This window comes from Bifidobacterium sp. LH_450 (assembly GCF_056356715.1).
In genome coordinates, this window is record NZ_JBKEUU010000003.1 from 236,113 (window position 1) to 261,072 (window position 24,960).

Below are 24,960 nucleotides of genomic sequence, written 5' to 3' on the forward strand. Positions count from 1 at the left end.
CCCCGGTATTCTATGGCACCGGAGCTGTGCGCGAAAGCACAGGGTTCGTTCAGGGGAGCGTTGATAGATTGGATGCAGCTGAAGCGCATGGCATGCGTGGCTGTGTGAGTGTGGCATGCGCGCGTGAGTGAGTATGAGTTGTTCGTGAAGAATGGTGGGGTGAACCGAATGTTCGACAAGCGGCTGTTTTCCCTAGTGCCGGGGCTTAAACGGCAAGTCGCCGCGAAAGTGGCGTGTTTATGGCTCAATCTGCTGGCCAACATCACGCTGGTCTTCGCCATCACGTCGCTGCTGGGCACGCTGCTGATGGCGGCCGACCGGCACACCCCCAAGCTCGGCATCTGCCTGCCTGGCAACGACGGCAAATGCCTCGACATGTATGACTTGGCGTATGCGTTCTGGCCAGCTGGCGACGGCACGGATTCCGACATCTGGGAAACATACTGGCCCGCTGGAATCCTTTGGATCTATCTCGCCATCTTCGTGGCGATTGCGCTCGTGAAGTTCTTCGCCACGCGCGCGGCCACGCGGTTCGGCACGCAGGCGGCCGAATCGGTCAAGCTCGCGCTGCGCGAGCGCCTCTATGCGAAGATGCTCTCCCTGGGGCCCAGCTACCGCCAGCGCGTCAAGACCTCCGACATCGTGCAGTCGGCCAGCGAAGGCATCGACCAGATCCAGAGCTTCTACGAGCTGTTCCTCCCCCAGCTCTTCTACGCCATCCTCGCTCCCCTCACCCTCTTCTGCGTCGTCGCGCCGATCAACCTGCCGTCGGCGATCGTGCTGCTCGTGTGCGCGCCGCTGATCGTCATCATCGTCGGCCTCGTGGCGATGAGCGCCTCGCGCGTGTTCAAGAAGTACTGGGGCCGCTACACCGACATGGGCTCGCTGTTCCTCGACGACCTGCAGGGCCTGGAAACGCTGAAGAACTTCGGCGCCGACGGGGATGCCGCGAGGAAGATGGACGAGGAGGCCGAGAACTTCCGCGTCATGACGATGAAGGTGCTGCAGATCCAGCTGCGCTCCCTGACCGCCATGGACGTCGTCGCCTACGGCGGCGCGGCCGCCGGCATCGGCACCGCGATCTGGCAGTACCTGCACAACGGCGTCACGCACCTGCACCTCGAGTTCGGCACGTTCGCGTTCATGGACGGCCATCTGCTGACCGTGGCCGGCGTGTTCATCATCGTGCTGCTGTCCGCCGATTTCTTCCTGCCGCTGCGCCAGCTCGGCTCCTATTTCCATGTCGCGATGAACGGCATGACGTCCACGAAGCGCATCTTCGCGCTGCTTGACGCTCCGGAACCCGAACGCGGCACTGAAAATCTTGAGCCTTCCGCAGGGCCGTTCACGCTGGAACTCAAGGGAGTCTCCTATTCCTATGATGACGTCGCTTCGCAGGACGGCGACAGCGGCGCGGTGCGGCAGGCGATCGACGGCGCGCGGATGGCGAACGCCAACGCGCCGATCCACGAATCCGACCAGACCGAGGAATCCGTGCCGCTCGCGCTGAAGAACGTGACGTTCACCGCGAAGCCGGGAACGCTGACGGCCATCGTCGGCGCCTCCGGCTCCGGCAAGACGACGCTCGGCGAGATCCTCGCCGGAACGCTGACCGGTTACCGCGGGGAAATCTCGGTGAAGGATGAGGCCGGAAAGGGCACGGAACTGGGTAATCTGAACGTCGCGTCGCTGTCGAGGGACGTAACGCTCGTCGGCGCGACGAGCCGGCTGTTCGCCGGGACGCTGCGCGAGAACCTGCTGATGGCGAAGCCGGACGCGACCGACGACGAGATGATGGACGCGCTCAAGCGGGCGCATGTCGACGCGTTCGTCGCCAAGCAGCCCGCGGGGCTCGACATGCCGATCGAGCAGGACAGCGCGAACCTGTCCGGCGGGCAGCGCCAGCGGCTCGCGATGGCGCGGGCGCTGCTGCACGACTCCCCCATCATGATCTTCGACGAAGTCACGAGCAGCGTGGACGTGGAAAGCGAGGAGATGATCCTCGCGACGATCCGCGAGCTCGCGGCCACGAAGACGGTGCTGCTGATCACCCACCGGCTCGCGAACGCCGAGGACGCGGGGCAGGTCATCGTCATGGCCGGCGGACGCAACGTCGAAACCGGCACGCACGAGGCGCTGATGGCCGCGGACGGGCTGTATGCGAAGATGTTCCGCACGCAGGCGAGCGTCGAGAACGTCGGGCGGCGCGAGGGCGCGGCCGGGCTGGAATACGGCGCGGCGGTGACCGACGGCAGCGCGGGCAAGGGCGTCGGGAGGAACCGGGGCGTGGCGGGTGTCGGCACGGGCGCTGGAACTGGCGTTGGCACTGGCGCTGGAAGCGTGAACGGGGTGGACGCGGTGCTCGAGCACGACGCGACCGGCATGACGAACCGCGAGGTCGTCGACCGGATGATTGGCGAAGTGCGGCCGCTGCGGCGCTCCATGGCGCTGGCGTGCGCGTTCGGCACGATCGGGCACCTCGCCGCGACGTTCGTGCCGGTGTTCGGCGTCATCGCGATCTTCGTCGCCACCGGGAACAAGGTGTGGGGCATGGGGCTGTCGATGGCCGTGTCGCTGATGGTGGCGTGCGCGCTGATCCGCGGGTTCATGCGCTACGCCGAACAGTACATGAACCACAACGTGGCGTTCCGGCTGCTCGCGCTGTTCCGGCACAAGTCGTTCGCGGCGCTGCGCCGGCTCGCGCCGGGCAAGCTCGAGGGGCGCGGCAAGGGCGACCTGATCGCGCTCGTGACCACCGACGTGGAGCTGCTCGAGATCTTTTTCGCGCACACCATTTCGCCGGTCATCATCGCCATCACCACCTCCGTGCTGTACATCATCGCGGCGTTCGCGCTGTTCAACCCGTGGACCGCGCTGCTGATGGTCGTCGCCTACCTCGTGCTCGGCGTGGGGCTGCCCGCGCTGTTCTCCCGTTCCCTCAAGGGCGTCGGCGGGGCCATCCGCGCCGATTCCGCTGCGCTCGGCGACCAGATTCTCGACGACATGCGCGGGCTGGGCGAGCTCATCCACTTCGGGGCCGGCGAGAAGCGGCAGAAGCTCGTCACCGAGCGCTCGAAGCGGCTGTGGGCCGAGCATGACCGGCTTTCCGACCGCAATGGCGTGTTCGGGGGCCTCGGGAACGTGCTGGTCATCGTGTTCACCGTGCTGGGCGCGTTCGTGTGCATCGTCACGGCGATGGCCAATCCGGCGAACATCGCGTTCGACGTGACCGCGTTCACGCTGTTCATCAGCTCGTTCGGGCCGACGCTGGCGCTGAGCGCCCTGCCGGCGAACCTGACGCAGACGTTCGCGGCGGCGCGGCGGCTGTTCGCGCTCATCGACGCTGACCCGGCCGTGCGGGAAACCGGCACGAAGCAGCCGGCGTACGACGGCATGACGATGCAGGCCGTGACGTTCCGCTATACCGACGCCAACGACGGGGCCGAACTCGATGACGTCGAGGCGGCGCTGGCGTCCGGGGAATCTCTCGCGGCCGTGCGCAGGCGGAGGGCGGCTTCGGGAGCTTCTGCCGATCGGACCGGGACGGTGCTCGAGAACTTCTCGCTGGAAGTGCCGGTGCACGGCATTCTCGGCGTGCAGGGGCCGAGCGGCCGCGGCAAGTCGACGATGCTCAAGCTGCTCATGCGCTACTGGGACCCGCAGGCCGGAACCGTGTACCTGTCCACTACCCCGCTGCCGGACGTCGACGCGCACGCGCGGCGGCGCGAACAGGCGATGATGGGGCAGGAAACGTACCTGTTCGACGGCACGATCCGGCAGAACCTGCAGCTGGCGGACGGCGGCGCCACCGACGAGCGGCTGCGGGAGGCGCTGCGCAAGGCGTCGGCGCTGGAACTGGTCGAATCGCTGCCCGACGGGCTCGATACCCGCGTCGGCGAGCTCGGCTCGCGGCTGTCGGAAGGCGAGCGGCAGCGCATCGGGCTGGCGCGCGTGTTCCTGCGGCGCGCGGACCTCGTGCTGCTCGACGAGCCGACGAGCCGGCTGGATGCGCTCAACGAAGCGTTCATCCTGCAGTCGGTCAACGAACTGGCGTCTGCTGGAGTTGCGGTGCTGCTGGTGAGCCACCGGGAAAGCACGATGCGGGTTGCCGATAAGGTATTGCGGATGTAGAACGTTCGTGTGCCGAGAGGACGGGGGCGTGCGAGGCGCTTTTGTGGTATTTCTCGAAAGGAGAACGGCGTGCGGTTTTTCGCTGCGGGCCGTCCAAGAGAGCTGATGTTTTCCCCCACGATCCAAAGGAGCGGCCATGGCCGGCAACCGCAACGAACTCAACAAGAATCTCGCGCAGATGCTCAAGGGCGGCGTCATTATGGACGTCACGACGCCGGAGCAGGCGCGCATCGCCGAAGACGCCGGCGCGTGCGCCGTCATGGCGCTGGAACGCATTCCGGCCGATATCCGCGCCGCCGGCGGTGTCAGCCGCATGAGCGACCCGGCGATGATCAAGGGCATTCAGGAAGCGGTGTCGATTCCGGTCATGGCGAAGGTGCGCATCGGGCACATCGCCGAAGCGCGCATCCTGCAGGCCATCGAGATCGACTACATCGACGAGTCGGAGGTGCTCAGCCCCGCCGACGACGTCTACCACATCGACAAGAACCAGTTCGACGTGCCGTTCGTGTGCGGCGCGAAGAACCTCGGCGAGGCGCTGCGCCGCATCGAGGAAGGCGCGGCGATGATCCGCACGAAGGGCGAGCCGGGCACCGGCGACGTCATCCAGGCCGTGCGGCACATGCGCACGATGAACAAGCAGATCCGCGAGCTGGCCTCGCTGCGCGACGACGAAGTGTACGAGTACGCCAAGCAGCTGGCCGTGCCGTACGAGCTGGCGAAGTACGTGCACGACAACGGCCGCCTGCCGGTCGTCAACTTCGCCGCCGGCGGCGTGGCGACCCCGGCCGACGCCGCGCTGATGATGGAACTCGGCGCCGAAGGCGTGTTCGTCGGCTCCGGAATCTTCAAGTCCGGCGACCCCGCGAAGCGGGCAGCCGCCATCGTCCAGGCGACCGCGAACTGGCAGGATGCAGACCTGCTGGCGCGGCTGTCGGAAAATCTTGGAGAAGCGATGGTCGGCATCAACGAAGACGAAATCGAAACGATCATGGCCGCGCGCGGCGAATGATCCGGCGGTCGGTTCGGGAAGCGGGAGGAGCGCGACGTGGTCGTTGACGTAGCGTATATCAGCAAGGAATTCTCCGCGGACGTGGAGCGCGCGGCCGCCGGGACGGTGACCGGCATCCTCGCGGTGCAGGGGGCGTTCGCCGAGCATGCGGCGATGCTCGACCGGCTCGGCGCGCCGTGGAAGCTGCTGCGGGCGCGGGAGGATTTCGACGAAACGATCGGGCGCGTCATCCTTCCCGGCGGCGAAAGCACCACGCAGGGCAAGCTCCTGCGCTCCACCGGGCTGTTCGAGCCGATTGCCGAGCATATCGCGGCCGGCAAGCCGGTGTTCGGCACCTGCGCGGGAATGATCCTGCTCGCGCGCCGGCTCGAGAACGACGAGAACGTGTATTTCGGGGCGCTGGACGCCACCGTGCGGCGCAACGCGTACGGGCGGCAGCTGGGCAGCTTCGCCGCGGACGCGGATATCGACGTGGTGCTGCCGGAGGGCGATGACGCTGGCTTTGGCGAGGGCGTGGACGCTGGAAACGGTGCGGCTGCTGGAAACGGCGTGAGCGCCGGGAAGGCTGGTAGCGAGCGGACCGAAGTGCTGGCGGATTTTCCGCTGGTGTTTATCCGCGGGCCGTTCGTCGCCTCCGTCGGGCCGCGGGCGCATGTGGCGTGCGAAGTCGGCGGCAACGTCGTGGCGCTCCAGCAGGGCAAGATCCTCGCCACCGCCTTCCACCCGGAACTGACCGACGATACGCGCCTTCACGCCTTCTTCCTGACGTTGTAGGCGTTTCCATACAACGTGAATGGGCCTCCCCTTTTCGAAGAGGGGAGGCCCATTACGTTGCGGGGCTGGGGTCAGCGCTTCGGGGTGTAGATGCGGGTGGCGATGTCTTCGGCGAAGACGCGGTTGACGGCGGGGCGAACCACCTTCATCGACGGGGTCAGGCAGCGGTTGCCCTGCGTGAAGTGGTCGGAGAGCACGATGAACTTGCGCACCGATTCAGCGCGGCTGACCTCCTTGTTCGCTTCGTCGACGTAGCGCTGGATTTCCGCGGCAACCTGCGGCAGTCCGGCCGCTTCCGCCACCGACAGGTCCGCCGGAAGCTTCTGCGTGGGAAGCCAGTGCTCCAGGCCCTCGGCGTCGAGCGTGACGACGGCGCCGATGAACGGACGGTTGTCGCCGACGACGACGGCGTGCTCGATGATCGGGCACTTCGCAATCTGCTGCTCCATCGGGATCGGCGAAACGTTCTTGCCGCCGGCGGTGATGATGATGTCCTTGGCGCGGCCGGTGAGGGTGATGTTGCCGTCGTTGTCGATGGACGCGAGGTCGCCGGTCTTGAGCCAGCCGTCGCGGGTGAACGCTTCGGCCGTCTTCTCGGGAAGGTTGTGGTAGCCCATGAATACGTTTTCGCCGCGCACCAACAGCTCGCCGTTCTCGTCGATCTTGACCGACGAACCCGGCACCGGCTGGCCGACCGTGCCGATGACGTTGTTCGGCACGCGGGTGAAGGTGAACGGGGCGGCCGTTTCGGTCAGGCCGTAGCCCTGGATCATCAGCAGGCCGATGCCGCAGAAGAAGTGCGCAAGCTCCGGATCGAGCGGGGCGCCGCCGCACGCAAGGTACTTGATGTTGTCGCCGAACGCGCCGCGAATCGTGCTGAACACGGCCTTCTCGTAGAACGCATGCTGGGCCTTCTGGGCGGCGGTCGGCGTGATGCCGAGCTGCTCCATCTTGGACCAGTCGCGCGCGAACTCGGCCGCCTTGAGGAAAATGCGGCCTTTGACGCCGGTACCGGCCTTGCGGCTCGCGGCGTTGTAGACCTTCTCGAACACGCGCGGCACGCCCATGATGAACGTCGGCTGGAACGAATGCATGTCGACGAGCAGCGACTTCGTGTCCGGCAGGTAGCCGACGACGCCGTGATCGGAATCCATGAGGAAATACTGGATGAAGCGGGCGAAGCAGTGTGCGAGCGGCAGGAAGAGGAGCACGCGGGAGTAGCCTTCGAGCACTTCCGGTTCGCACTGCGCGGCGGCGCGGGTAATCGACACGAAGTTGCGGTGGCTCAGTTCCGCGCCCTTCGGGGCGCCGGTGGAGCCGGACGTGTAGACGATGGTGGCGAGGTCGTCGGCGCGGACGGCAGCGATGCGGGCGTCGAGTTCCTCGTCGGAAACCATGATGCCGATGCCTTCGAGCGCGCCGAGCGCGTTCTCGTCGAGCATCAGGATGCGCTCGAGCGACGGGCAGGCATCAAGCACCGAATCGAGGCGGCCGAAGCGTTCGCGGTTGTCGGTGACGGCGAGACGCACGTTCGAATCGTTGAGGATGCGCTGCGCCTGCGCGGCGGAATCCGTGTCGTAAATCGGAACCGTCACCGCGCCGATGGCGGCGAGCGCAAAGTCGAGGATGCCCCATTCCACGCGGGTTGCGGAGAAGATGCTGACGGCGTCGCCCTTGCCGATGCCGAACGCGATGAAGCCCTTCGCCGCCGCGCGCACGAGGCGCAGGAACTCGCCGGCCGTGTAGGACTGCCATTCGCCGGGCGCCGTCTTCTGTTCGGCGAGCACCGAGTCCGGGCCGGACTTTTCGATGCGGTCGAGCAGCAGCGAATAGATCGTTTCGTCGTCGCGGGTGACGCGGGCGACGCCCGGCGTGGTGAATTCGGTAAGCATTGGCGGTTCCTTTGGTGACGCTATAGGTAAGTCTGTCTCATGCAGGCTCGTGCGGGTTCTGCGCACGGTTTTGTGCATGAGTGTCCGGCGCAAAAACGCGCCGTTGCCAATCTAAAACAGGTTGGGAGGCGGGGGCATTGGAGATTGCGACAACATTCGCGCGTCGGGGCTGTGCGTAGGGACAATCAGGAGCGGGGGGAACGGGCTAGGGAGCGGCGGTGGATGACTTGGGAGGGGATGAGGCCGGTGCCGTGGCGGGAGAGGGTGAAGGGGTATTCGCCGCCTTCGCCGAGCAGGTAGAGCGCTTCGTGCATGGCGGCGGCGCCGAGCTCGTCGAAATCGGGGCGCACCGTCGTCAGCGGCGGGTTCATGTTGTCCATTGCCGGCAAGTCGTCGAAACCGATGACGCTGACGTCGCCGGGAACGCGCAAACCGTGCTCGGCCAGCGCGCGCATGACGCCGACGGCCATGTTGTCATTGGCACAGGCGATGCAGGTGGGCGGCCGCACGCCGGCGCGGCCGAGGTTTTCGAGTACATGGTTCATGCGGCTATAGGCTTCGGGCGCGTCCCATGTTGAGCACTGCACGGTGACGGTGCTGATGGCGTTGGCGGCGCAGGCTCGGTTCCATGCGCGCAGTCTTGTCGCCGCATCGCGCCAATGCCGCGGACCGGCGAAATACAGCGCGTTGCGGTGGCCGAACATGGCGGCGCGGCGGGCGAGCTCGGCCATCGCGCCCCACTGGTCGGCGCCGACGATGGAAACGCGGCGGCGCGCGTCGCCCGGCAGCTGGCGGAAGGCCTCCTCGGCGCTCATCTCGCCATGGGTGGAGGCGATGAACACGCGCGGCTGGCGCACCGGGGCGCGGAAGGCCGCCTCGAACATCGCGTCGGTGGGCGTGAGCGCAATGATCGCGTCGACGTTCTGTTCCTGGAAGCGCCGGCACAGCGCGTTGAATTCGTCCTGCGTGCAGTCCGCTTCCGGCAGCAGCATGACGGACGTGAACAGGCCGTGGTCGCGGGCGGCGCCTTCGATGGCGCTCATCACGGCGGCGGAGCCGAAGAAATGGTGGCCGCCGGCAATCAGGCCGACCGTGCGGGAGCGGCGTGAGGCGAGCGCACGGGCGGAATTGCTCGGCAGGTAGCCGAGCTCGTCGATGGCCGCCTGCACTTTCGCGCGGGTCGCGGCCGACACGTCGCGCGAATCGTTGATGACGCGCGAAACCGTCTGGTGGCTGACGCCGGCAAGGCGCGCCACGTCGAACATCGAAGGGCGCCGCTTGCTGCGCGCACCACCGCGCGCGTTGCCGTGCGCGTTGCCGTCGCCAGATGCCGCCATCGCACCCCCTTGTTTGCCGATGTCCTCGCAGTGGTGGCTTTCGCTGTAGTCGCTACCGTCGCTGGAACTCTCGCCGCTGGTAAATCTTGTTCAATCTTGTTGTTTCAGAAGGGAGCCAACGCAGGCGGGCGCCGCTCCCCGTTGCTGGAATCAGTTGCCGCGATGCTGCTGCGCGAGCACCTTGAGGCGCTCCTCGAACGCAGGCCAGTCCGCCTTCATCGCCGTCAGCAGCTTGCGGTTGGGAATGTCGGCGAGCGGCACCCACTCGATCTGCATGCTTTCGTCGTCGTTGGCCTTCGGGTGGACCTCATGGCCGGGCTTTTCGAACGCGAAGACGGTGGTGTAGCGCCAATTGCCGTGCTCCTCGCAGTAGGTGCCGACGACCTCGATGTCCTCCGGCGTGATGTTCGCCTCCTCGTACGATTCGCGCAGCGCTCCCTCGATCGGGTTCTCGCCGTCGGCGATCGCGCCGCCGGGGATGCCCCAGGTGCCGCCTTCGGCGCTCCACAGCGCGCGGTGCTGCATGACGATGTCGGTGACGTCCCCGGTCTTCGGGTCGCGGCGGGCGAGCATGACGCCGGCGGCACCGTTCGTGCCCCAGTGGCGGCGCCCGCAATCGCAGTCGATCCAGCCGTCGCCCGGCTGGTGGACGTTCGCAGCCGGCGGGGTCATGTTCGTCGGGGCGCCCTTGCTGTCGGCGTGCTCGGCCGGAAGCTGGTCGGCGCGCGCGACGTTCCACAGGTCGGTCCAGTCGATGCCGAGCTCGGCGGTGAGCTTGCGCGCCAGCGGCAGGCTCAGGCCGACGATGCCGGACGGGTCGCCGACGATGCTGTCGATGAACGCGCCGCCGAAGCCGTCGAGCGTGAACGAGCCGGCCACCTCGAGCGGCTCGCCGGTGGCGATGTAGCGGTCGATGTCGCGGTCGGAAAACTCGCCGAACGTGATTTCGGCGCGGCTCGTGCCGGTCGCCACGGCGCCGGTCTTCAGGTCGATCAGGCAGTGGCCGGTCCACAGTTCGCCGGTCTTGCCGGCCATGGCGCGGATGCGTTCGCGGGCCACGTCGGGGCTGTGCGGCTTGCCGTAGCATTCGCCGTCGAACAGGAAAATCGAGTCGCAGCCGAGGATCAGCGGGCCCTGGGCGCCGTCCATCAGGCCGCCGGCTTCGCTGGAGCTGCCGGAGATCGGCTCGCTGGTCTTCGGCACGGCGACGCCGGAGAAATCGCGGGTCTGGGCGATGTCGGTGGCGGCGTGCGTGTCGCTGGTATCGCTGCCGGTGTTGGAGGCGCTCCCCTCCTCGGCGACGTCGCTGGAGTCTTCGCCGCCACTGCCTGCGGCCTTGAGCGGGTAGCCGGTGACGCACTCGCCGCTCGCGCCGGCCGCGGTGGCCGCGACCTGGCGGTAGGCGTCGTAGACGGCCTGCGCCTTCGCGGACGCGAGGATCATGACACGGTCGGATACCGGCAGATCGGCGACGGCGACGCCCTGCTCGCGGGCGGCCGCTTCGAGCGCGGCGTCCTCGTCGACGTGGGAGACGCGGATGGTCGGGCAGATGCCGGCGTTGAACAGCACGTTGCGCCGCGCCGGCGACTTCGAGGCAAGAATCAGCGGAATGCTCATACCCGCCATCTTAAACCGACCTGTCCAAAAGGAACCAGAATCGCCATTTCCGGCCTCTCCCCAGCCCCGGTTCCTCCCATGACGGCGTGTTGAGGAACCGGACCCAGAAAATCCACGGGCTGCCGGACCGGGTTCCTCTTCTTGATCCGGTTCCTCTACACACGGCGTGTTGAGGAACTGGACCTGAAAAATGCGGTCGTGGCACGGTCGGGTTCCTCCCGGCACGGCGTGTTGAGGAACCCGAGCCAGAAAACTCCGGGCTTGCAAGGTCGAGTTCCTCCGGGAATGGCGTGTTGAGGAACCGGGGCCAGAAAATGCAGAATAGACCTACTCGGGTTCCTCGGGAGGGAAATCGGGGTCCTCCCGGGGATCCGGTTCTTTAAGAGAGGCGGTTAGTCACGATGGATCTGGACGCCTTCGCGGTCGACGTCGAGGTGGAGGACGCGCCAGTGGCCGCTGGACAGGGCCTCGGCGGCTGCGCCGTCGATCCATTCGGCGGCGTCCCCGTAGTGCAGCACGAGCACGCACGGGCCGGCACCGGAGACGGCCGCGGCGAATCCTTCGGCGCGCAGCGTGGCGATCAGGTCAGCCGAGGGCTGCATGAGCGGCAGGCGGTACGGCTGGTGCAGGCGGTCGCACAGCGCGTCGAACAGCAGGCGGTTCGCGGCCGTCGGCTCGATGTCATCGCCGGCCAGCATGGACGGATTCAGGGCGGCCGGCAACAAGGCCACGCGGGAGACGTCGTAGACGGCGTCGGCGAACGGCACTTCCTTCGGGAGGGCTGCACGGGCCTTTTCAGTGGACAGCTCGAAATCCGGAATGAACACCGACGCGGCGATAGCCGGGTCGACGCGGTAGTTCACCGTGCGGAACCGCGGAGCCGCGGCGGCTGCGCCACCGTTGGCAATGCAGCCTTGAGCTCCGGAAGCAGTGCCGGCACTGGAGATGTCGCACTCGTCAGCAGCTCCGTCGCCCTCGGCAGGACAGTCATCAGCCCCGGCGCCGCCGTCGGCGGCACCCGAAGCGGCGCGATGAACGCTGGAAGCGGGGGAATCTTGGGTAAAGGAGGCGGTGAGGCCGCCGTAGACGGCGGGGGCCACGTTGTCGGGGTGGCCTTCGATTCTGGCGGCGAGCTCGAAGACGGCGTCGCGGTCGAGCGGGGCGCCGGTCGCGAAGCCATACGCCGCGGCGATGCCGGCGACGATCGCTTCGGCGCTGGAACCCATGCCGCGCGCCTGCGGAATGCGGTTCGTCGCCTCCATGATGAAGCCGAGCTGGCCGAGCCCCAGCTCGTGGCAGGCGCGGCGGAACGTCGAGACGACCAGGTGGGACTCGTCGCGCGGCAGCGTCTCCTCCCCCTCGCCGTGGATGATCACCTGCGCGGAGGTGTTGAGCGGGTCGGAGCTGAGCGTGAACTCAATCTCGTCGTAGTAGCTCAGCGCGAGGCCGGCGGCGTCGAAACCGGCGCCGAGATTCGCGCTCGTTGCCGGAACCTTCACGCTCACCTTGTGCGTTACCGGAGTCGTCATCTAGCTGTTTCCTTCCGTACGATGGGCCGAAAAAGCCGGCGGCCGCGCAGGTTGCCTGCCGCTGCCGCCGGCCGGTGCTTGAAATTGCGGTGGTCAGTCGATGACGCGCAGGATGGACGGGTCGCCGGTGACGCAGTCGAGTTCGAAGACCTGGTCGAGCGTGCGGCGCAGCGTCTCCTCGTCGGTCTGGTGGGTCAGCAGGCGCAGCTGCTGCAGCTCGCCGTCGTAGCCGGGCTCCGTCTTGGAAAGCTGGAGGTCCTGGTTGACGCCGTTGATCGACACGCCGTTGTCGGCGAACACCTTCGCAACCTTGTACAGCACGCCCGGCTTGTCGTGGATCATGAAACGCACGGCGAACGACGCCTTTTCGGACGCGAGCGGGGCAATCGGGTAGTCGTTGTACGGGGCGATCTGCGGGCCGGTGGTGTCGGCGGCGATGTGGCGCGCGACGGTGACGATGTCGCCGACGACGGCGGAAGCGGTCGGAGCGCCGCCCGCGCCGCGGCCGTAGAACATCAGGTCGTCGGCATAGCGCGCCTTCGCAAAGATGGCGTTGAACGAACCGTGCACGCTGGCAAGCGGGTGGTCGGCGGGAATCAGCGCCGGGTAGACGCGCGCCGAAACGCCGGCGTCGCCCTTGTCGACGACGGCCAGAAGCTTGATGACGCGGCCTTCGGCACTCGCGGCGGCGATGTCGGCGGCGTCGATATGCGTGATACCTTCGACGGTGACGTCGTCGATGCCGACGTTCGTATGGTAGGCGAGCGTCGCCATGATCGCGGCCTTGTTCGCGGCGTCTTCGCCTTCGATGTCGCCGGTCGGGTCGGCTTCGGCGTAGCCGGCTTCCTGCGCCTGCTTGAGCGCGACGTCGAAATCGAGGCCCTTCGTGGTCATTTCGTCGAGGATGTAGTTCGTCGTGCCGTTGACGATGCCAAGCATCGACTCGACCTGGTCGCCGACCAGCGACTCGCGCAGCGGGCGCACGATCGGGATGGCGCCACCCACCGCGGCTTCGAAGTAGATGTCGACGTTGTTGTCGGCCGCCGCCTGATAGAGTTCCGGGCCGTACTTGGCCAGCAGCGCCTTGTTCGCCGTCACGACCGACGCGCCGTTGTTCAGCGCCTCCATCACGAACGTCTTGGCGACGCCGGTGCCGCCAATCAGCTCGACGACGATATCGGCGTTCTTCACCACCGACATCGTGTCGTCGGTGAGCAGCTCGCGCTTGATCCACGGGAAGTCGACTTCGTCGGGATCGAGGCAGGCGACGCCGGAAAGCTCAATCGGACGACCGATGCGCTGCGCCAGCTCCTCCTGCTGTTCCACCAGCAAACGTGCGGTCTGCGAGCCTACCGTGCCCGCTCCCAGCAGCCCTACGCGGATCGGTGCATCATTCTTCACTGCCACAGGAGTTCCTTTCCGGCTGTTTCGTTGCGGTCGCTGCGCTGTGCGGCGCCTTCAACAACATGTATGTCTTCGCAACACGATTGTACGGTACGCCGTGCGTTCCAAGGGCGCCCTTCTCAAACTCAAGTACCTCCACCCCCGCTGGCGGGGGTCGCTGAGGCCGAGCGAAGCGAGAGCCGAAGCGGGGGGTGGTCTGGTGAGGCGGGAACGACGTGAGTCTTATTACACAATCCAGTCCACCTTGGATGCGGGCCGGACCACCCCCCGGTTCGCCTTCGCCTTCGGCTCGGCTCACCGACCCCCGCCAGCGGGGGTGAGAAAGGAGTCGCGGGGGTGAGAATATCGAGAATCTCAGGAGACGTCCCAGCTGAGGAGATCTTCGATGGTCTGGCGGCGCATCATCAGGTGGGCGCCGGTGGCGTCGACGCCGACGACGGCGGGGATCAGGGTCTGGTTGTAGTTGCTGGCCATCGTGCGTCCGTAGGCGCCGGTGACCGGCACCGCGAGGATGTCGCCGCGGCGGATGTCGCCCGGCAGATCGACGTCGTGCACGACGATGTCGCCGGATTCGCAGTGCATGCCGACGACGCGCGAACGGCGCGGCTCGGCGTCGCTGGCACGGTTCGCCAGGCGCGCCGTGTACGCGGAGCCGTAGAGCGCGGGGCGGATGTTGTCGCTCATGCCGCCGTCGACCGACACGTACACGCGTTCACTGACCCCGTCAGCCGCGCCGGAAAGCGCCACCGGCTTGACGGTGCCGACGCGGTAGAGCGTCACGCCTGCCGGGGCGATGATCCAGCGGCCCGGCTCGAACGAGATCGCCGGAGCCGGCATCCCCAAGCGCTGGTTGGCCGCGCGGACAGCCTCGGAAAGCCGGCGCAGTTCGGCGTTGAGGTCCATCGAGTCCTCGCCGTCGGTGTACGCCACCGAGTAGCCGCCGCCGAGGTCGACTTCGGGCAGCGTGTAGGCGTTCGTCGCGTAGAACGTCTTGCGCAGCAGCATCATGCGCTGCGCGGCCTGGATGAACGCGTCGGCGTCGTGGATGTTCGAGCCGATGTGCGAATGGATGCCGACGAGCTCGAGGTCATCCGAGAGCGCTGCAATCGACTTGAGCACGGCGATGGCCGGCCCGTTGGCGATGGCGACCATCGCTTCGGCGAGCGCCGCGTCGGCGTCGGAGACGTCGGCGGCATTCAGATCGTACGGGTAGCGCACGCTGTAGTCGGGGCCGTTCCCCTTGGCGAGCCGCGCGTTCGAGCCGGCCGGGGTCGCTTCGGCCGCGGCGTCCTCGCCGAACACGTCGAGCACGGCCGGGTCGGCTCCGGCGCCCAGCAGCGCGACGCCGAATTTCTGGTCTTCGTGCGCGGTGGAGACGAACTCGTGGCCGCCGGCGTGGATGCCGGAGGTGACGCGCAGCATGACGCGGGCGCGCTTGCCCAGCCGCCGGGCGATGGCGGCGATGCGTTCCGGTTCACCGGGCTCGTCGACGACGATCTTGGCGAACCCTTCCTCGATGGCGAGCGCAATCTCGTCGTCGGACTTGTTGTTGCCGTGCAGCACGAGGCGGCGGCCGGGAACGCCGGCGGCGAGCGCGATCTTCATCTCCCCCAGCGTGCAGGTGTCGACGAGCATCCCCTCTTCGGTGACGATGCGCGCAATCTCCTTGCACAGGAACGCCTTGCCGGCGTAGCTGACGTGCGTCGTGGCGTTCGGGAAGGCGCTGGCGGCGGCCGCGACGAACGCGGCGGCGCGGCGGCGCACTTCGGCGGTGTCGACGACGTAGAGCGGCGAACCGAACCGCTCGAGCAGCTGCGCCGCCGGGATGCCGTGGAACGTCAGTTCGCCGGCCGCGTTGATGGCGGTATCGTCAGGCCAGATCGGGGTCACTCCCATTCGTTCTCTCCTTTTCGCTGGGGCTTTCCCAAGATTTTCTTCGGTTGCGTTCGTGCCGTTCGGAACCGGACTAACGGAACCGGACTACATGTGGTCCGGAGCGCTGACGCCGAGCAGTTCGAGGCCGTTCTTGATCGTCAGGCGCACCGCGTCGTTGAGCTTCAGGCGGGCGGCGGCGCGTGCCGGCTCGGGGTTGCGGGCGATGCGCAGCGCTTCGGCGGCGGCTTCGTCGAGCGTTTCGCTGGCCGCCTCGGTCGCCGCTTCGTCCATCGGCACGACGCGCTCGGTGTTGTACCACTTGTGGTAGGCGGCCGCGAGGTCCTCCAGATAGTGCGCGATGCGGTGCGGAGCGCGCAGGTCACCGGCTTCGGCGAGCGCGGCCGGCCACTGGGCGAGCATCGCGATGACCTCGCCGTCGGCTTCGGTGTTGAGCAGCGCAAGGTCGGCGCCCTGGTAGGAAATGCCGGCTTCGGCGGCGTTGCGGTCGACGTTGCAGGAGCGGGCGTGCGCGTACTGCACGTAGTACACCGGATTGTCGTTCGAGTGCGACGCGAGCAGGTCGAGGTCGATGACGACCGGCGAGTTGTAGTCGGTGCGCACGAGCGAATAGCGCGAGGCGTCCACGCCGATCGCGTCGATCAGGTCGTCGATCGTCACGACGTTGCCGGCGCGCTTCGACATGCGCACGGGCTTGCCGTCCTTCATGACGTTGACGAGCTGGCCGATGAGGATCTGCATGTTCTCGCCCGGCTTGTCGCCGAACGCTGCGCACATCGCCATCATGCGGCCGATGTAGCCGTGGTGGTCGGCGCCGAGCATGTAGATGGCGACGTCGGCCGGGTTGGCTGCGCGGTGGCGCTTGTCGTAGTAGTAGGCGATGTCGGCGGCGAAGTACGCGAAGTTGCCGTCGGACTTGATGATGACGCGGTCCTTGTCGTCGCCGTGCTTCGTGGAGGCGAACCAGGTGGCGCCGTCCTTTTCGAAGATGTCGCCCTGCTCGCGCAGCTTGTCGATGGCCTTGGCGACCTTGCCGTCGGCGTACAGCGAGTTCTCATGGAACCATACGTCGAACCTGACGCGGAATTCGTCCATCGAATGCTGGATTTCGGCGAACATCATCGGCACGGCGCGCTTGCGGAACTCCTCGCGCTGTTCGGAGTCGCCTTCGCCCAGCGGTTCGCCGTTTTCGTCGGCCCCGCCGTCGACGCGCGGAAGATTGAGGATATCGATGCCTTCGGCGTTCGCTTCGGCGATGACGCGGCGCGCGATTTCGTCGATGTACGCGCCCTTGTAGCCGTCGGCCGGCGTCGGCTCGCCGTGCGCGGCGGCGACCAGAGACTTGGCGAAGCGGTTGATCTGCTCGCCGTGGTCGTTGAAATAGTATTCGCGCACGACGTCGGCACCGTTCGCTTCGAGCACGCGCGCCATCGAGTCGCCGACCGCGGCCCAGCGGGTGCCGCCGATGTGGATCGGGCCGGTCGGGTTCGCCGACACGAATTCAAGATTCAGCGTGTCGCCGCCCAGATGGTCGTTGTGGCCGAACTTCGTGCCGGTTTCGAGCACCTTGTCGACGACGGAAGCCGCGCTCGCCTTGTCCAGCGTGACGTTGATGAAGCCTGGGCCGGCCACTTCGACGGCCTTGATGCCGTCGGTGCCTTCCAGCGCAGCCGCGAACAGCTCGGCGAGGTCGCGCGGCTTCATGCCGGCCTTCTTCGCCAGCTGCATCGCGGCATTCGACGCCCAGTCGCCGTGCGCACGGTCCTTGGGCCGCATGACGGCGAACTTCGACTCGTCCGGCAGTTCATCTTCGGTAAGGCTGCCGGCCTTCCCGTCGGCGATCAGGGACTTCGCAATGGAATAGATCTGTGCACTCAGCGCTTCTGGACTCATTCTCCCCAGTGTACAAACGCCTATGCCTACCGATGAAAATCCCCGCTGGCGGGGATCGGAGAGCCGAAGGCGATCCGAGGGGTGGTCCCTCCGCTGGAACCCGAGGAACTCTTACTCCTCCGGGAGCACCGCAATCATGTCAATCTCGACGAGCGCGCCCTTCGGAATCATGTTGTTGCCGAACGCGACACGCGCCGGCTTGACGGTGCCGGTGAACGCTTCGGCGTAGCGCGCGTCGACTTCGGCGAAATCGTCGACGCTGTTGAGGTAGATCGTCGAGCGGCACACGTGCTCGAAGCCGGAACCGGCCGCGTCGAGGATCGCCTTGAGATTCTTCAGCGCCTGCGCCGCCTGCTCCCCCGCCGTCTCGCCGGCGAGCTCGCCGGTCGCCGGGTCGATGCCCAGCTGTCCGGACACGAACACGAAGCCGTTTGCCTTCACCGCCTGGCTGTACGCGCCGAGCGCCGTCGGAGCCTGCGTCGTCGCCACCGCCTTGAGATTTTCGTACATCGCTCCTCCTTCAGGTGTCGTTCGCCCCCATCGTAGCGACGCGCGGTTTCCCGAAACCGGAGCATTCCATATTTCGCTCGGATCCAATCTTGTCCAAGCGGTTCCCCCAAAGCCGAGGCGTTCCAAATTCCGCTCGGATGCAATTTTGTTCAAGCGGTTCCCCAAAACTGGAACGTTCCAGATTCCGGCTGAATCTAGTCTTGTTCAATGCGATTGGTGCCGAACAGCTGCTGGAACTGCGGGCCTGTGCGTTCCAGTTCCTCGTCGAACGCGTCTTTCCAGCCGCCGAACGGGCGGAACGAGAGCTCGTCGTTCGAAAAATGCGGCTGATCCGTGATTTCGGTGACGCAGAACTTCGGGATTGTCAGGTTCGTCACCGGCGAGCTGCGTTCGGCTTCGGCGATGATGAGCGGGGCGTTGGCGCCGCCGAACACGTCGATGTTCCAGCCGTCTTCGCCGATCCATGCGCTGTAGCGATTCTTGATGATCACGTCGCCGCCGCGCCGCACGATTTCCGCGGCGACCCGCGTGTTGACCTCGCGTTCGGCTTCGTAGCGCGTGCCGCCCACCGACGGCCCCTTCATCGTGACGGTGGCCGTGTGGAATTCGTCGCGGTGGCGTTCGAGCACGTCGAGCGGGTCGATGTCCGGCGTCATGTCGACGTGCGCGGTCCGGCTCTGCAGCCGCACCCGCAGCGCGTAGTTGTCCTCGTGCACGAAATAGCTTTGCACGATCAGCGTCGGGCCGTCGTCGAAAACCTCCCCCGGAACGTCGCGCACGAAGAAGCGCCGTTCGAATTCGTATTCGTCAAGTCCAGAAAATTCCTGCGCCATAATTCAAGTGTAATAGCCGGCAGAAGATACGGCGCTACCTAGGTAGCGCTTGAGGAGGAAAAGAGAAGAAGAAGGAGTGGGCTCGAAGAGATTCGAACTCTCGACCTTTCGCTCCGGAGGCGAACGCTCTATCCGCTGAGCTACGAACCCATCCGCGTTCCTACTTTACACGAGCCCCGGACCGCCCGCCGAAAAATTCCCAAGATTCTACGTTCCAGTCACTGAGGCGCCCTCACCGACTGGAACGTATCTTGGGAACTACGTTCCAGTCGCTTACGGCCCCTCACCGACTGGAACGTATCTTGGGAACTACGTTCCAGTCGCTTACGGCCCCTCACCGACTGGAACGTAGATTGGGGGCTACGTTCCAGCGGTTCCAGCGGTTCCAGCGGGCTCGAGGGGTGCGTGTCAGTACATAAGGGTGGCCAGGCGGCGGCGGGCGCGGGAGACTCGCTCATCGCCGTCGTCGGGGATCAGGAAGTATTCGAGCAGGCGTTCGCGCACCGGGTCCATGTCGGCGCGGTGGGCGGCGGCGAAGTCCAGCAAGCGCCCGAACGCGTCGTCGAGCTGGCCGCCGATCATGTCGACGTCGGCGACGGCAAGCTGCGCCGCCAGATCGTCCGGATTGTCGGCTGCGGCGGTGCGCACGGCGCGCACGTCGGCATCGGCCGAGCGGGCCAGCAGCAACGCCTTCGCCCGTTCGCGCGCAGCCAGCGCGTCCGACGGGTCGGATTCCAGCACGTCGCCATACGCCGCGGCCGCCCCTGCATAGTCGCCCTGCTGCGCCAGCGAGTACGCTTCCTGATGCGCCGGCGGCACCTGTACAGTGCCCGACGCGCCCGCGCCAGCACCGGCACCAGCCGCTCCGTCCGCCCCGGCGCCGTCAGCGCCCGCACCAGCGCCTTCCATATACGGCGCGGTGCCGGTCACGCCGGCCTGCTGCGCCAGCTGCACGATCTGCGGCAGCACGGTGTCGACGATCTGCTGCAGCTCTTCCGGCGACGGCAGCCCGGACAGGATCGGCATCGGCCGTCCGCCGACCAGCGCGTAGAGCGCCGGCGCGCCGGGCACCTGGAACGCCTGCGCCAGCTGCGGATTCGTCGCGATGTCGATGCGCGCGAGCTGGAGCTGGCCGCCCATGCCGTTGACGGCGTCGCCGAGCGCCCGCGCCATGCCGAACAGACGGTCGTCGTCGGGCATCCAGAACAGCAGCACGATCGGATAGGTCGCCGAATTCTGCACCAGCGACTGGAACATGCCTTCGTTCGCGTCGATGACGTACCCGCCGGCAGCCGGCGCGCCGCCCGCCTGCCCGGGGTCCGCCTCGACCTTGTGCTTGAGCGATTCAAGATCGACCGCTCCCGCCATCGAAAAACCAGGGTTGAATGACCGCTGTTGCGCCATCATGCTCCTCTTTTCTTTTCGCTACCTTATTGCAAAAGATTTGTGCCTATACCCTACGCTTCGGCCCGCGTTCCCGCTCGCATTGCCCGCCAGCCGGTTCCAGCCCGGCAACCGTTTGCAGCTTATGCAAACGGTTTCGAACCCGGCAAACGGTTTCAGCCGCTCCAGCGAGCAGGCCCCGCTAAATGGCCTCCACCTTCACCGGCTGGCGCTCGGCGCCGACCGCCGTAACGGTGCCGCCCGCGGCCTTCGACGGAATGTACATCGCGATGACGTTGACATAGGTCACGCGCATCGTGCTCGTCGCCTTCCCGTCGCCGAACAGCGCCTTCTCGGCATCCGACGCCGGCTGCGACTCGCGCCCCTCGCCGGCGGCGCGTGTCCACACCGAGTTGATCTGCGCGACGACGAGATCGCCGCCATCCGCCGACCGCATCACCTTGATCTGGTCCGGCACCGGCGTGAACACCTGTTCCGACGTGCCGTCGTTCTTCTTCATCGCCTCGGTGACGGTGTTTTCCAGCGTCGTCAGGTCCTGCCGGAAATAATCGTCGGAGAAATCGGCCGCGTACTGGCTCGACGCGCCGCTCGTCAGCACGTCCGCATAGCGGTCCACGGCTTCCTTCGGCGTCATGATCAGCCCGTCGTCGCTTTCGGTGCCCATCTGCGAGCCGATCGACGCGATCTCGAACTTCGGCAGCTTGACGCCCTGGAACAGGCGCGCCACGCCCCACAGCTTGTAGTTCGACCGCGCCGATTCCTGCGTGAACACCAGCAAACGCTTGCTCTGCTGGTCGGAGGTCGTCGTCGTAATCGAGAACACGCTGCGTGGCCAGCCCGAATCGGTCGGGATGATTGCCTGCGTAACGCCCGCGGGGATGTCGGTCTTCGCGTCCAAGGTGCCGGTTTTCTGCGCGATTGCGATCTCGCTCTGCCGAATTTCCAGCTCCGGCCCGGTCATCGCCTGGTCAAGGCCGTCGGTCGTCTTCGCCTCGTTGCACCGGTTGATGGCGGCGATCAGGTCCTCGCGCATCTGCTTTTCCTGCGCTTCGGTCAGGTCCGGCGTGGCGGACGAGCTCGCGGCGGAGGTCGGCGTCGGCACATTGCCTTCGCAGGCGGCGAGCGCCACGCCCATCGTCACGGCGAGCGCCGCTGCAAGAGCCACGGTCAGTGGCGAACGCTTCTTCACTTAAGCCTCCTTGGTTTCCGTCGCGGCGTCACGCCCGTCGCTCCCGCCGTTCCCGTCGGAGCCGGCGCTTTCCTGCGCGAGCCGCGCGAAGTACGCGGCGAGTTCTTCCGGCGTGATGACGGACGTCGTTTCGTCCCCGCCGGACGCCGCGCCGCCAATCTTGGATTCAGATTGAGATTCGGAACCGGATGCCGCCGCAGCGTTCCGACCCGAAACGTCTGCGCTCCCCGCGCGGTCGGCCACCAGATTGCGCGCCCCCGGATCGACGACCTTCGGAGCGTCCGGCACCGTCGCCGCATCGAGCGGCTCCGGCGCCCCGCCATGCTTCGCATGGCGCCGGCGCGGCTTGGACGAATCCCGTTTCTTCGGCTTCAGCGCGGCTATCGTTCCGGTGACGGCCGCCGAAATCGGCACCTCCGCCTCGCGTTCGCGCTTGCGCCGCTCCTTCTTGTCGGCGCTGCGGTGCGGCATCATCTTGCGCCGCTTCTCAGGCGACATGGCGAACACCGACGCGCACAGGATCGCCGCGACGATGCACAGGCCGCCCGCGAAATACAGCGGAATCGCGAAGTTCGGCGCGTTGTGCCGCGTCCAGTGCATCGTGACGGTCGCCGACTTCGCGTCCGCCAGGTCGATGATCGCGACGCTCGAAGCGGTCGCGTCGTCGAGCTCGAGCGTGACGGAACCGGCGCCGCACACATGCTGCGTCCACATCACCGAGTCGGCGAACGCGACGTCGGTGTCGGCGGTCTTCTTGTCGCCGGTGGCCGCCTCGTTCTGTACCGTCAGCGTGTTCCAGTCGCTCATGCCGGTCACGCGGGTGTACGGGAAGCCCTCCACCCAGCCGGCGGCGTCCTTGGACGATCCGAGCGCGACGCACACTTCGGCGGTGGCCGGGTCGGCGTCGGCGACGGTGAGCGTCACCGTATCGTCGACCATGTTGAGCACGCCGGGATCGGTGATTACGTATTCATTGCCAGAAACGTTTGCAGCGGCGTTGATGTCGGTGCTGGGACGCCAGATCGTGTCGTTGAGAATGCCGAACACAATGCACGCGACGGCAATCAGGCCGAGCGTGGGCGTGACGATGCCGCGCATGAACTTGGCGTGGCGCGACGGCGGTTCCTCGCGGCGGGAATGCTCGCGTTCTTCCTGTACATCACTCATAACGGTACCCATTCTACAGAGGTCCCCTGTCGCCATAGCTCCAGATGCTCCCCGAGCGCACAACGCCGTCAGTCGCCGCTGGTCGCCGCCGCCGGTTTTGCCCGTCGCCCCGCTACCGGCCGCCGCCGGTTTTGCCCGTCGTCTCCGCGCATTGCGCCCCGGAACCGCCTTCGGTTCCGGAGGCCTCCGCAAGCGTCGGGAGTCGGCTACCCCCTAACTGGTGACGACTTGGAGGAGAAATGAGCGCTACCGTGGGAAATCGCTGGGCAATCTCGCAATCGTTAGCTAGTGTGAAACCATGCGTAAAACAATAGTATCCAGCGTAACGCGCGTGGCCGCGGCCGTTGCCGCCGCCGTGTTCTGCATCGGCGTGGCTGCCTGCGGCGGCTCCTCCTCCGACGATGCGAGCTCCTCGTCCAGCGCGTCCGCCTCCGCGTCGTCCTCGTCGACCTCCACTTCCACCAAGATGAACCAGATTGCCGGCGTCACCGCCACGGGCGAGCTGGGCAAGAAGCCGACCATCAGCTTCAAGACCCCGATGACGGTGGAGAACAACAGCTACGCGATCCTTCAGGAGGGCAACGGCGACGAGATCCAGGACGGCTACCGCGTCTGCGCCCAGGGCATCGCCATCAACGTGCAGGACGGCACCGAGCTGAACAGCACCTGGGAAGACAACACCCCGGACTGCTCGCTCGTCGTCAGCTCCGACTCGACGGTGATGAACGAAAGCTACTACAACATCATCAAGGGCAAGAAGCTCAACACGACGATCGCCATCGGCGTCAACGACGAAAGCTCCTCCGGCGTTTCGTACCTGATGGTGCTCACGTTCGTCTCGCAGTCCAAGGACCTGACGAAGGCCGAAGGCAAGAAGGTCACCGACGTCCCGGCCGACCTGCCGAAGGTGACGGTCGCGTCCGACGGCACCCCGTCAATCGACATGAACGGCTACAAGGGTTCCGACACGCTCGTTTCGCAAACGCTGATCGAAGGCAGCGGAGCCAAGCTCACCGAAGACGACACGGCGGTCGTCCATTACAGCGGATGGCTGCTGGACGGCACGCAGTTCGACTCGTCGTGGTCGCGCGGCACCTCGTTCGACGCCGCGCTTTCCGGTTCCAGCGTCATCGCCGGCTGGGAACAGGGCCTGGTCGGCCACACCGTCGGCTCGCAGGTGCTGCTGGTCATCCCGCCGGACCTCGGCTACGGTTCCACGGCGAACGGTTCGATTCCGGCGAACTCCACGCTGGTCTTCGTCATCGACATCCTCGCCAAGTACTGACCGGCACGGATTGGCGGCCCGTTAAGCCGCTGAACAGATCCGTTCCAGCGAACGGAACAGCCCGCGTTCCTCCGGCTCCTGCCGGGAACGCGGGCCTTTTCGTTTTTTATTCAAGATTTTCCCGCGGCAAACGACACGTCCCGCCTTCTTTTTCCGGAAGGCGGGACGTGTCGTTTGTCGCAGCAAAGGGCCCGGAAAGGTTCTCCGAAAGTGCCGGAAAAGTGCCGGAAAGCCTCCCCAAAAAGGCGCGCGAGGCAGCCACTAACGCTAGAAGAGCCGCAGCGCGTCGTCCTCCACGCCACGCATCTCGTCGTAGTCGAGCAGCAGGCATTCGAAGCCGCGGTCTTCGGCGAGCGTGCGCGCCTGCGGCGTAATCGTCTGCGCCGCGAACATGCCGCGCACCGGCGCGAGCAGCGGGTCACGGTTGAGCAGCTTGACGTAGCGCGTGAGCTGCTCGACGCCGTCGATGCCGCCGTGCCGCTTGATCTCAATGGCGACGTGCTGCCCGGAACCGTCGATCGCCATGATGTCGACCGGCCCGATCGCCGTCGGATACTCGCGCCGCACGAGCTTGGCGCCCTCGCCGATCCGCTCGATCTGCTCGGCCAGGCAGCGCTGCAGGTGGTCCTCCACGCCGTCCTTCTTCAAGCCCGGATCGTCGCCGAGTTCGTAGCTTTCGTCGCTCAGGATTTCGTACAGCGTCACTTCCAGCACGTCGTCGCTTTTGTTGGCGGTGGCGCGCAGCACCGTCGCTTCCAGCGCCTCCTCGAGCGGCGAGCCGTCGGGGCCGACCGTCACCTGCGTCGTCGTCTGCTTGACGGTGCACGGCGCGGCCATCCAGTTGAGCGGCTTGTAGGAGCCGAGTTCGGAGAAGATCAGCAGCGAGCCGTCGGCCTTGATCAGCAGCACGCGCTTCGCCCGCGGCAGCGACGCCTGCAGGCGCCCGGAATATTCGGCAGAACAGTCGGCAACAACAATACGCATGGAACACCAGTGTTCCCGCCGCCGCGGACGTGCCGAAGGAACCATCCCCGGAATCCGCACGGTACGGAGCCGTTTTCTATACGAGATTTTCGCAGAAAAGATTCAG

At 66.4% G+C, this 24,960-nt stretch carries 17 protein-coding genes and 1 tRNA gene; 4 read left to right on the forward strand and 14 right to left on the reverse strand.

Annotated features, from left to right (window positions below):
- The first annotated feature begins 168 nt into the window (after positions 1–168).
- The 3 genes from AC1AXT_RS05660 to pdxT all read left to right on the forward strand — a co-directional run bounded on the left by AC1AXT_RS05660 (position 169) and on the right by pdxT (position 5,917).
- Entirely contained in the window at positions 169–4,131 is a 3,963-nt protein-coding gene (locus AC1AXT_RS05660; RefSeq protein ID WP_476562944.1) for a thiol reductant ABC exporter subunit CydD/CydC, read from the forward strand.
- A 136-nt stretch (positions 4,132–4,267) separates the two neighbouring features.
- The gene (gene pdxS, locus AC1AXT_RS05665; protein WP_476541873.1) at positions 4,268–5,143 is read left to right on the forward strand and encodes a pyridoxal 5'-phosphate synthase lyase subunit PdxS; all 876 of its coding nucleotides are present in this window, start codon (positions 4,268–4,270) and stop codon (positions 5,141–5,143) included.
- A 36-nt stretch (positions 5,144–5,179) separates the two neighbouring features.
- Entirely contained in the window at positions 5,180–5,917 is a 738-nt protein-coding gene (gene pdxT, locus AC1AXT_RS05670) for a pyridoxal 5'-phosphate synthase glutaminase subunit PdxT (RefSeq protein WP_476541875.1), read from the forward strand.
- Positions 5,918–5,988: 71 nt separating this feature from the next.
- Here pdxT and AC1AXT_RS05675 read toward each other — a convergent pair whose 3' ends face one another.
- The 13 genes from AC1AXT_RS05675 to AC1AXT_RS05735 form a co-directional block, all read right to left on the reverse strand.
- Positions 5,989–7,809, reverse strand: coding sequence for an AMP-dependent synthetase/ligase (locus tag AC1AXT_RS05675; RefSeq protein ID WP_476541877.1), 1,821 nt, complete (start codon positions 7,807–7,809; stop codon positions 5,989–5,991).
- A 185-nt stretch (positions 7,810–7,994) separates the two neighbouring features.
- Positions 7,995–9,074, reverse strand: coding sequence for a LacI family DNA-binding transcriptional regulator (locus AC1AXT_RS05680; protein WP_476541980.1), 1,080 nt, complete (start codon positions 9,072–9,074; stop codon positions 7,995–7,997).
- 222 nt (positions 9,075–9,296) lie between these two features.
- On the reverse strand, positions 9,297–10,763 hold the full coding sequence (locus tag AC1AXT_RS05685; RefSeq protein ID WP_476541879.1) for a Maf family protein: 1,467 nt from the start codon (positions 10,761–10,763) through the stop codon (positions 9,297–9,299).
- 392 nt (positions 10,764–11,155) lie between these two features.
- Complete coding sequence (gene thrB, locus AC1AXT_RS05690; protein WP_476541881.1) at positions 11,156–12,292, reverse strand: homoserine kinase; 1,137 nt, start codon at positions 12,290–12,292, stop codon at positions 11,156–11,158.
- Positions 12,293–12,385: 93 nt separating this feature from the next.
- Complete coding sequence (locus tag AC1AXT_RS05695) at positions 12,386–13,699, reverse strand: homoserine dehydrogenase (protein WP_476541882.1); 1,314 nt, start codon at positions 13,697–13,699, stop codon at positions 12,386–12,388.
- A 351-nt stretch (positions 13,700–14,050) separates the two neighbouring features.
- The gene (locus AC1AXT_RS05700) at positions 14,051–15,592 is read right to left on the reverse strand and encodes a diaminopimelate decarboxylase family protein (RefSeq protein ID WP_476541884.1); all 1,542 of its coding nucleotides are present in this window, start codon (positions 15,590–15,592) and stop codon (positions 14,051–14,053) included.
- Positions 15,593–15,676: 84 nt separating this feature from the next.
- Complete coding sequence (gene argS, locus AC1AXT_RS05705) at positions 15,677–17,482, reverse strand: arginine--tRNA ligase (RefSeq protein WP_476541886.1); 1,806 nt, start codon at positions 17,480–17,482, stop codon at positions 15,677–15,679.
- Positions 17,483–17,593: 111 nt separating this feature from the next.
- Positions 17,594–17,992: a Rid family detoxifying hydrolase gene (locus tag AC1AXT_RS05710; RefSeq protein ID WP_476541888.1), complete on the reverse strand. Its 399-nt coding sequence runs from the start codon at positions 17,990–17,992 to the stop codon at positions 17,594–17,596.
- 194 nt (positions 17,993–18,186) lie between these two features.
- Positions 18,187–18,825, reverse strand: a complete 639-nt coding sequence (locus tag AC1AXT_RS05715) for a CYTH domain-containing protein (RefSeq protein WP_476541890.1) — start codon at positions 18,823–18,825, stop codon at positions 18,187–18,189.
- A 77-nt stretch (positions 18,826–18,902) separates the two neighbouring features.
- Positions 18,903–18,975, reverse strand: a tRNA-Arg gene (locus AC1AXT_RS05720).
- Between the two features lie 258 nt (positions 18,976–19,233).
- Positions 19,234–20,229: a co-chaperone YbbN gene (locus AC1AXT_RS05725; protein WP_476541982.1), complete on the reverse strand. Its 996-nt coding sequence runs from the start codon at positions 20,227–20,229 to the stop codon at positions 19,234–19,236.
- Between the two features lie 181 nt (positions 20,230–20,410).
- A complete protein-coding gene (locus AC1AXT_RS05730) occupies positions 20,411–21,364 on the reverse strand; it encodes a DUF8094 domain-containing protein (protein WP_476541984.1) in 954 nt (317 codons plus the stop codon).
- Positions 21,365–21,418: 54 nt separating this feature from the next.
- Positions 21,419–22,585 carry a hypothetical protein gene (locus AC1AXT_RS05735; protein ID WP_476541892.1) on the reverse strand — a complete coding sequence of 389 codons (1,167 nt, stop codon included), beginning with the start codon at positions 22,583–22,585 and terminating at the stop codon, positions 21,419–21,421.
- Between the two features lie 298 nt (positions 22,586–22,883).
- Here AC1AXT_RS05735 and AC1AXT_RS05740 point away from each other — a divergent pair, with 298 nt between their 5' ends.
- On the forward strand, positions 22,884–23,870 hold the full coding sequence (locus tag AC1AXT_RS05740; protein WP_476541894.1) for an FKBP-type peptidyl-prolyl cis-trans isomerase: 987 nt from the start codon (positions 22,884–22,886) through the stop codon (positions 23,868–23,870).
- Positions 23,871–24,137: 267 nt separating this feature from the next.
- Here the strand turns inward: AC1AXT_RS05740 and nucS are convergent, their stop codons facing one another.
- A complete protein-coding gene (gene nucS, locus AC1AXT_RS05745) occupies positions 24,138–24,899 on the reverse strand; it encodes an endonuclease NucS (protein WP_476541895.1) in 762 nt (253 codons plus the stop codon).
- Positions 24,900–24,960 lie beyond the last annotated feature (61 nt).

Excerpts from the sequence above, each read along its gene's own strand:
- AC1AXT_RS05710 (WP_476541888.1), bottom strand. The coding sequence starts at position 17,992 with ATGTACGAAAATCTCAAGGCGGTGGCGACGACGCAGGCTCCGACGGCG.
- AC1AXT_RS05680 (WP_476541980.1), bottom strand. The coding sequence starts at position 9,074 with ATGTTCGACGTGGCGCGCCTTGCCGGCGTCAGCCACCAGACGGTTTCG.
- pdxS (WP_476541873.1), top strand. The coding sequence starts at position 4,268 with ATGGCCGGCAACCGCAACGAACTCAACAAGAATCTCGCGCAGATGCTC.
- thrB (WP_476541881.1), bottom strand. The coding sequence starts at position 12,292 with ATGACGACTCCGGTAACGCACAAGGTGAGCGTGAAGGTTCCGGCAACG.
- AC1AXT_RS05700 (WP_476541884.1), bottom strand. The coding sequence starts at position 15,592 with ATGGGAGTGACCCCGATCTGGCCTGACGATACCGCCATCAACGCGGCC.
- AC1AXT_RS05660 (WP_476562944.1), top strand. The coding sequence starts at position 169 with ATGTTCGACAAGCGGCTGTTTTCCCTAGTGCCGGGGCTTAAACGGCAA.
- argS (WP_476541886.1), bottom strand. The coding sequence starts at position 17,482 with ATGAGTCCAGAAGCGCTGAGTGCACAGATCTATTCCATTGCGAAGTCC.
- AC1AXT_RS05735 (WP_476541892.1), bottom strand. The coding sequence starts at position 22,585 with ATGAGTGATGTACAGGAAGAACGCGAGCATTCCCGCCGCGAGGAACCG.
- AC1AXT_RS05730 (WP_476541984.1), bottom strand. The coding sequence starts at position 21,364 with ATGGGCGTGGCGCTCGCCGCCTGCGAAGGCAATGTGCCGACGCCGACC.
- AC1AXT_RS05685 (WP_476541879.1), bottom strand. The coding sequence starts at position 10,763 with ATGAGCATTCCGCTGATTCTTGCCTCGAAGTCGCCGGCGCGGCGCAAC.
- AC1AXT_RS05725 (WP_476541982.1), bottom strand. The coding sequence starts at position 20,229 with ATGGCGCAACAGCGGTCATTCAACCCTGGTTTTTCGATGGCGGGAGCG.
- AC1AXT_RS05715 (WP_476541890.1), bottom strand. The coding sequence starts at position 18,825 with ATGGCGCAGGAATTTTCTGGACTTGACGAATACGAATTCGAACGGCGC.
- AC1AXT_RS05740 (WP_476541894.1), top strand. The coding sequence starts at position 22,884 with ATGCGTAAAACAATAGTATCCAGCGTAACGCGCGTGGCCGCGGCCGTT.
- nucS (WP_476541895.1), bottom strand. The coding sequence starts at position 24,899 with ATGGTTCCTTCGGCACGTCCGCGGCGGCGGGAACACTGGTGTTCCATG.
- AC1AXT_RS05675 (WP_476541877.1), bottom strand. The coding sequence starts at position 7,809 with ATGCTTACCGAATTCACCACGCCGGGCGTCGCCCGCGTCACCCGCGAC.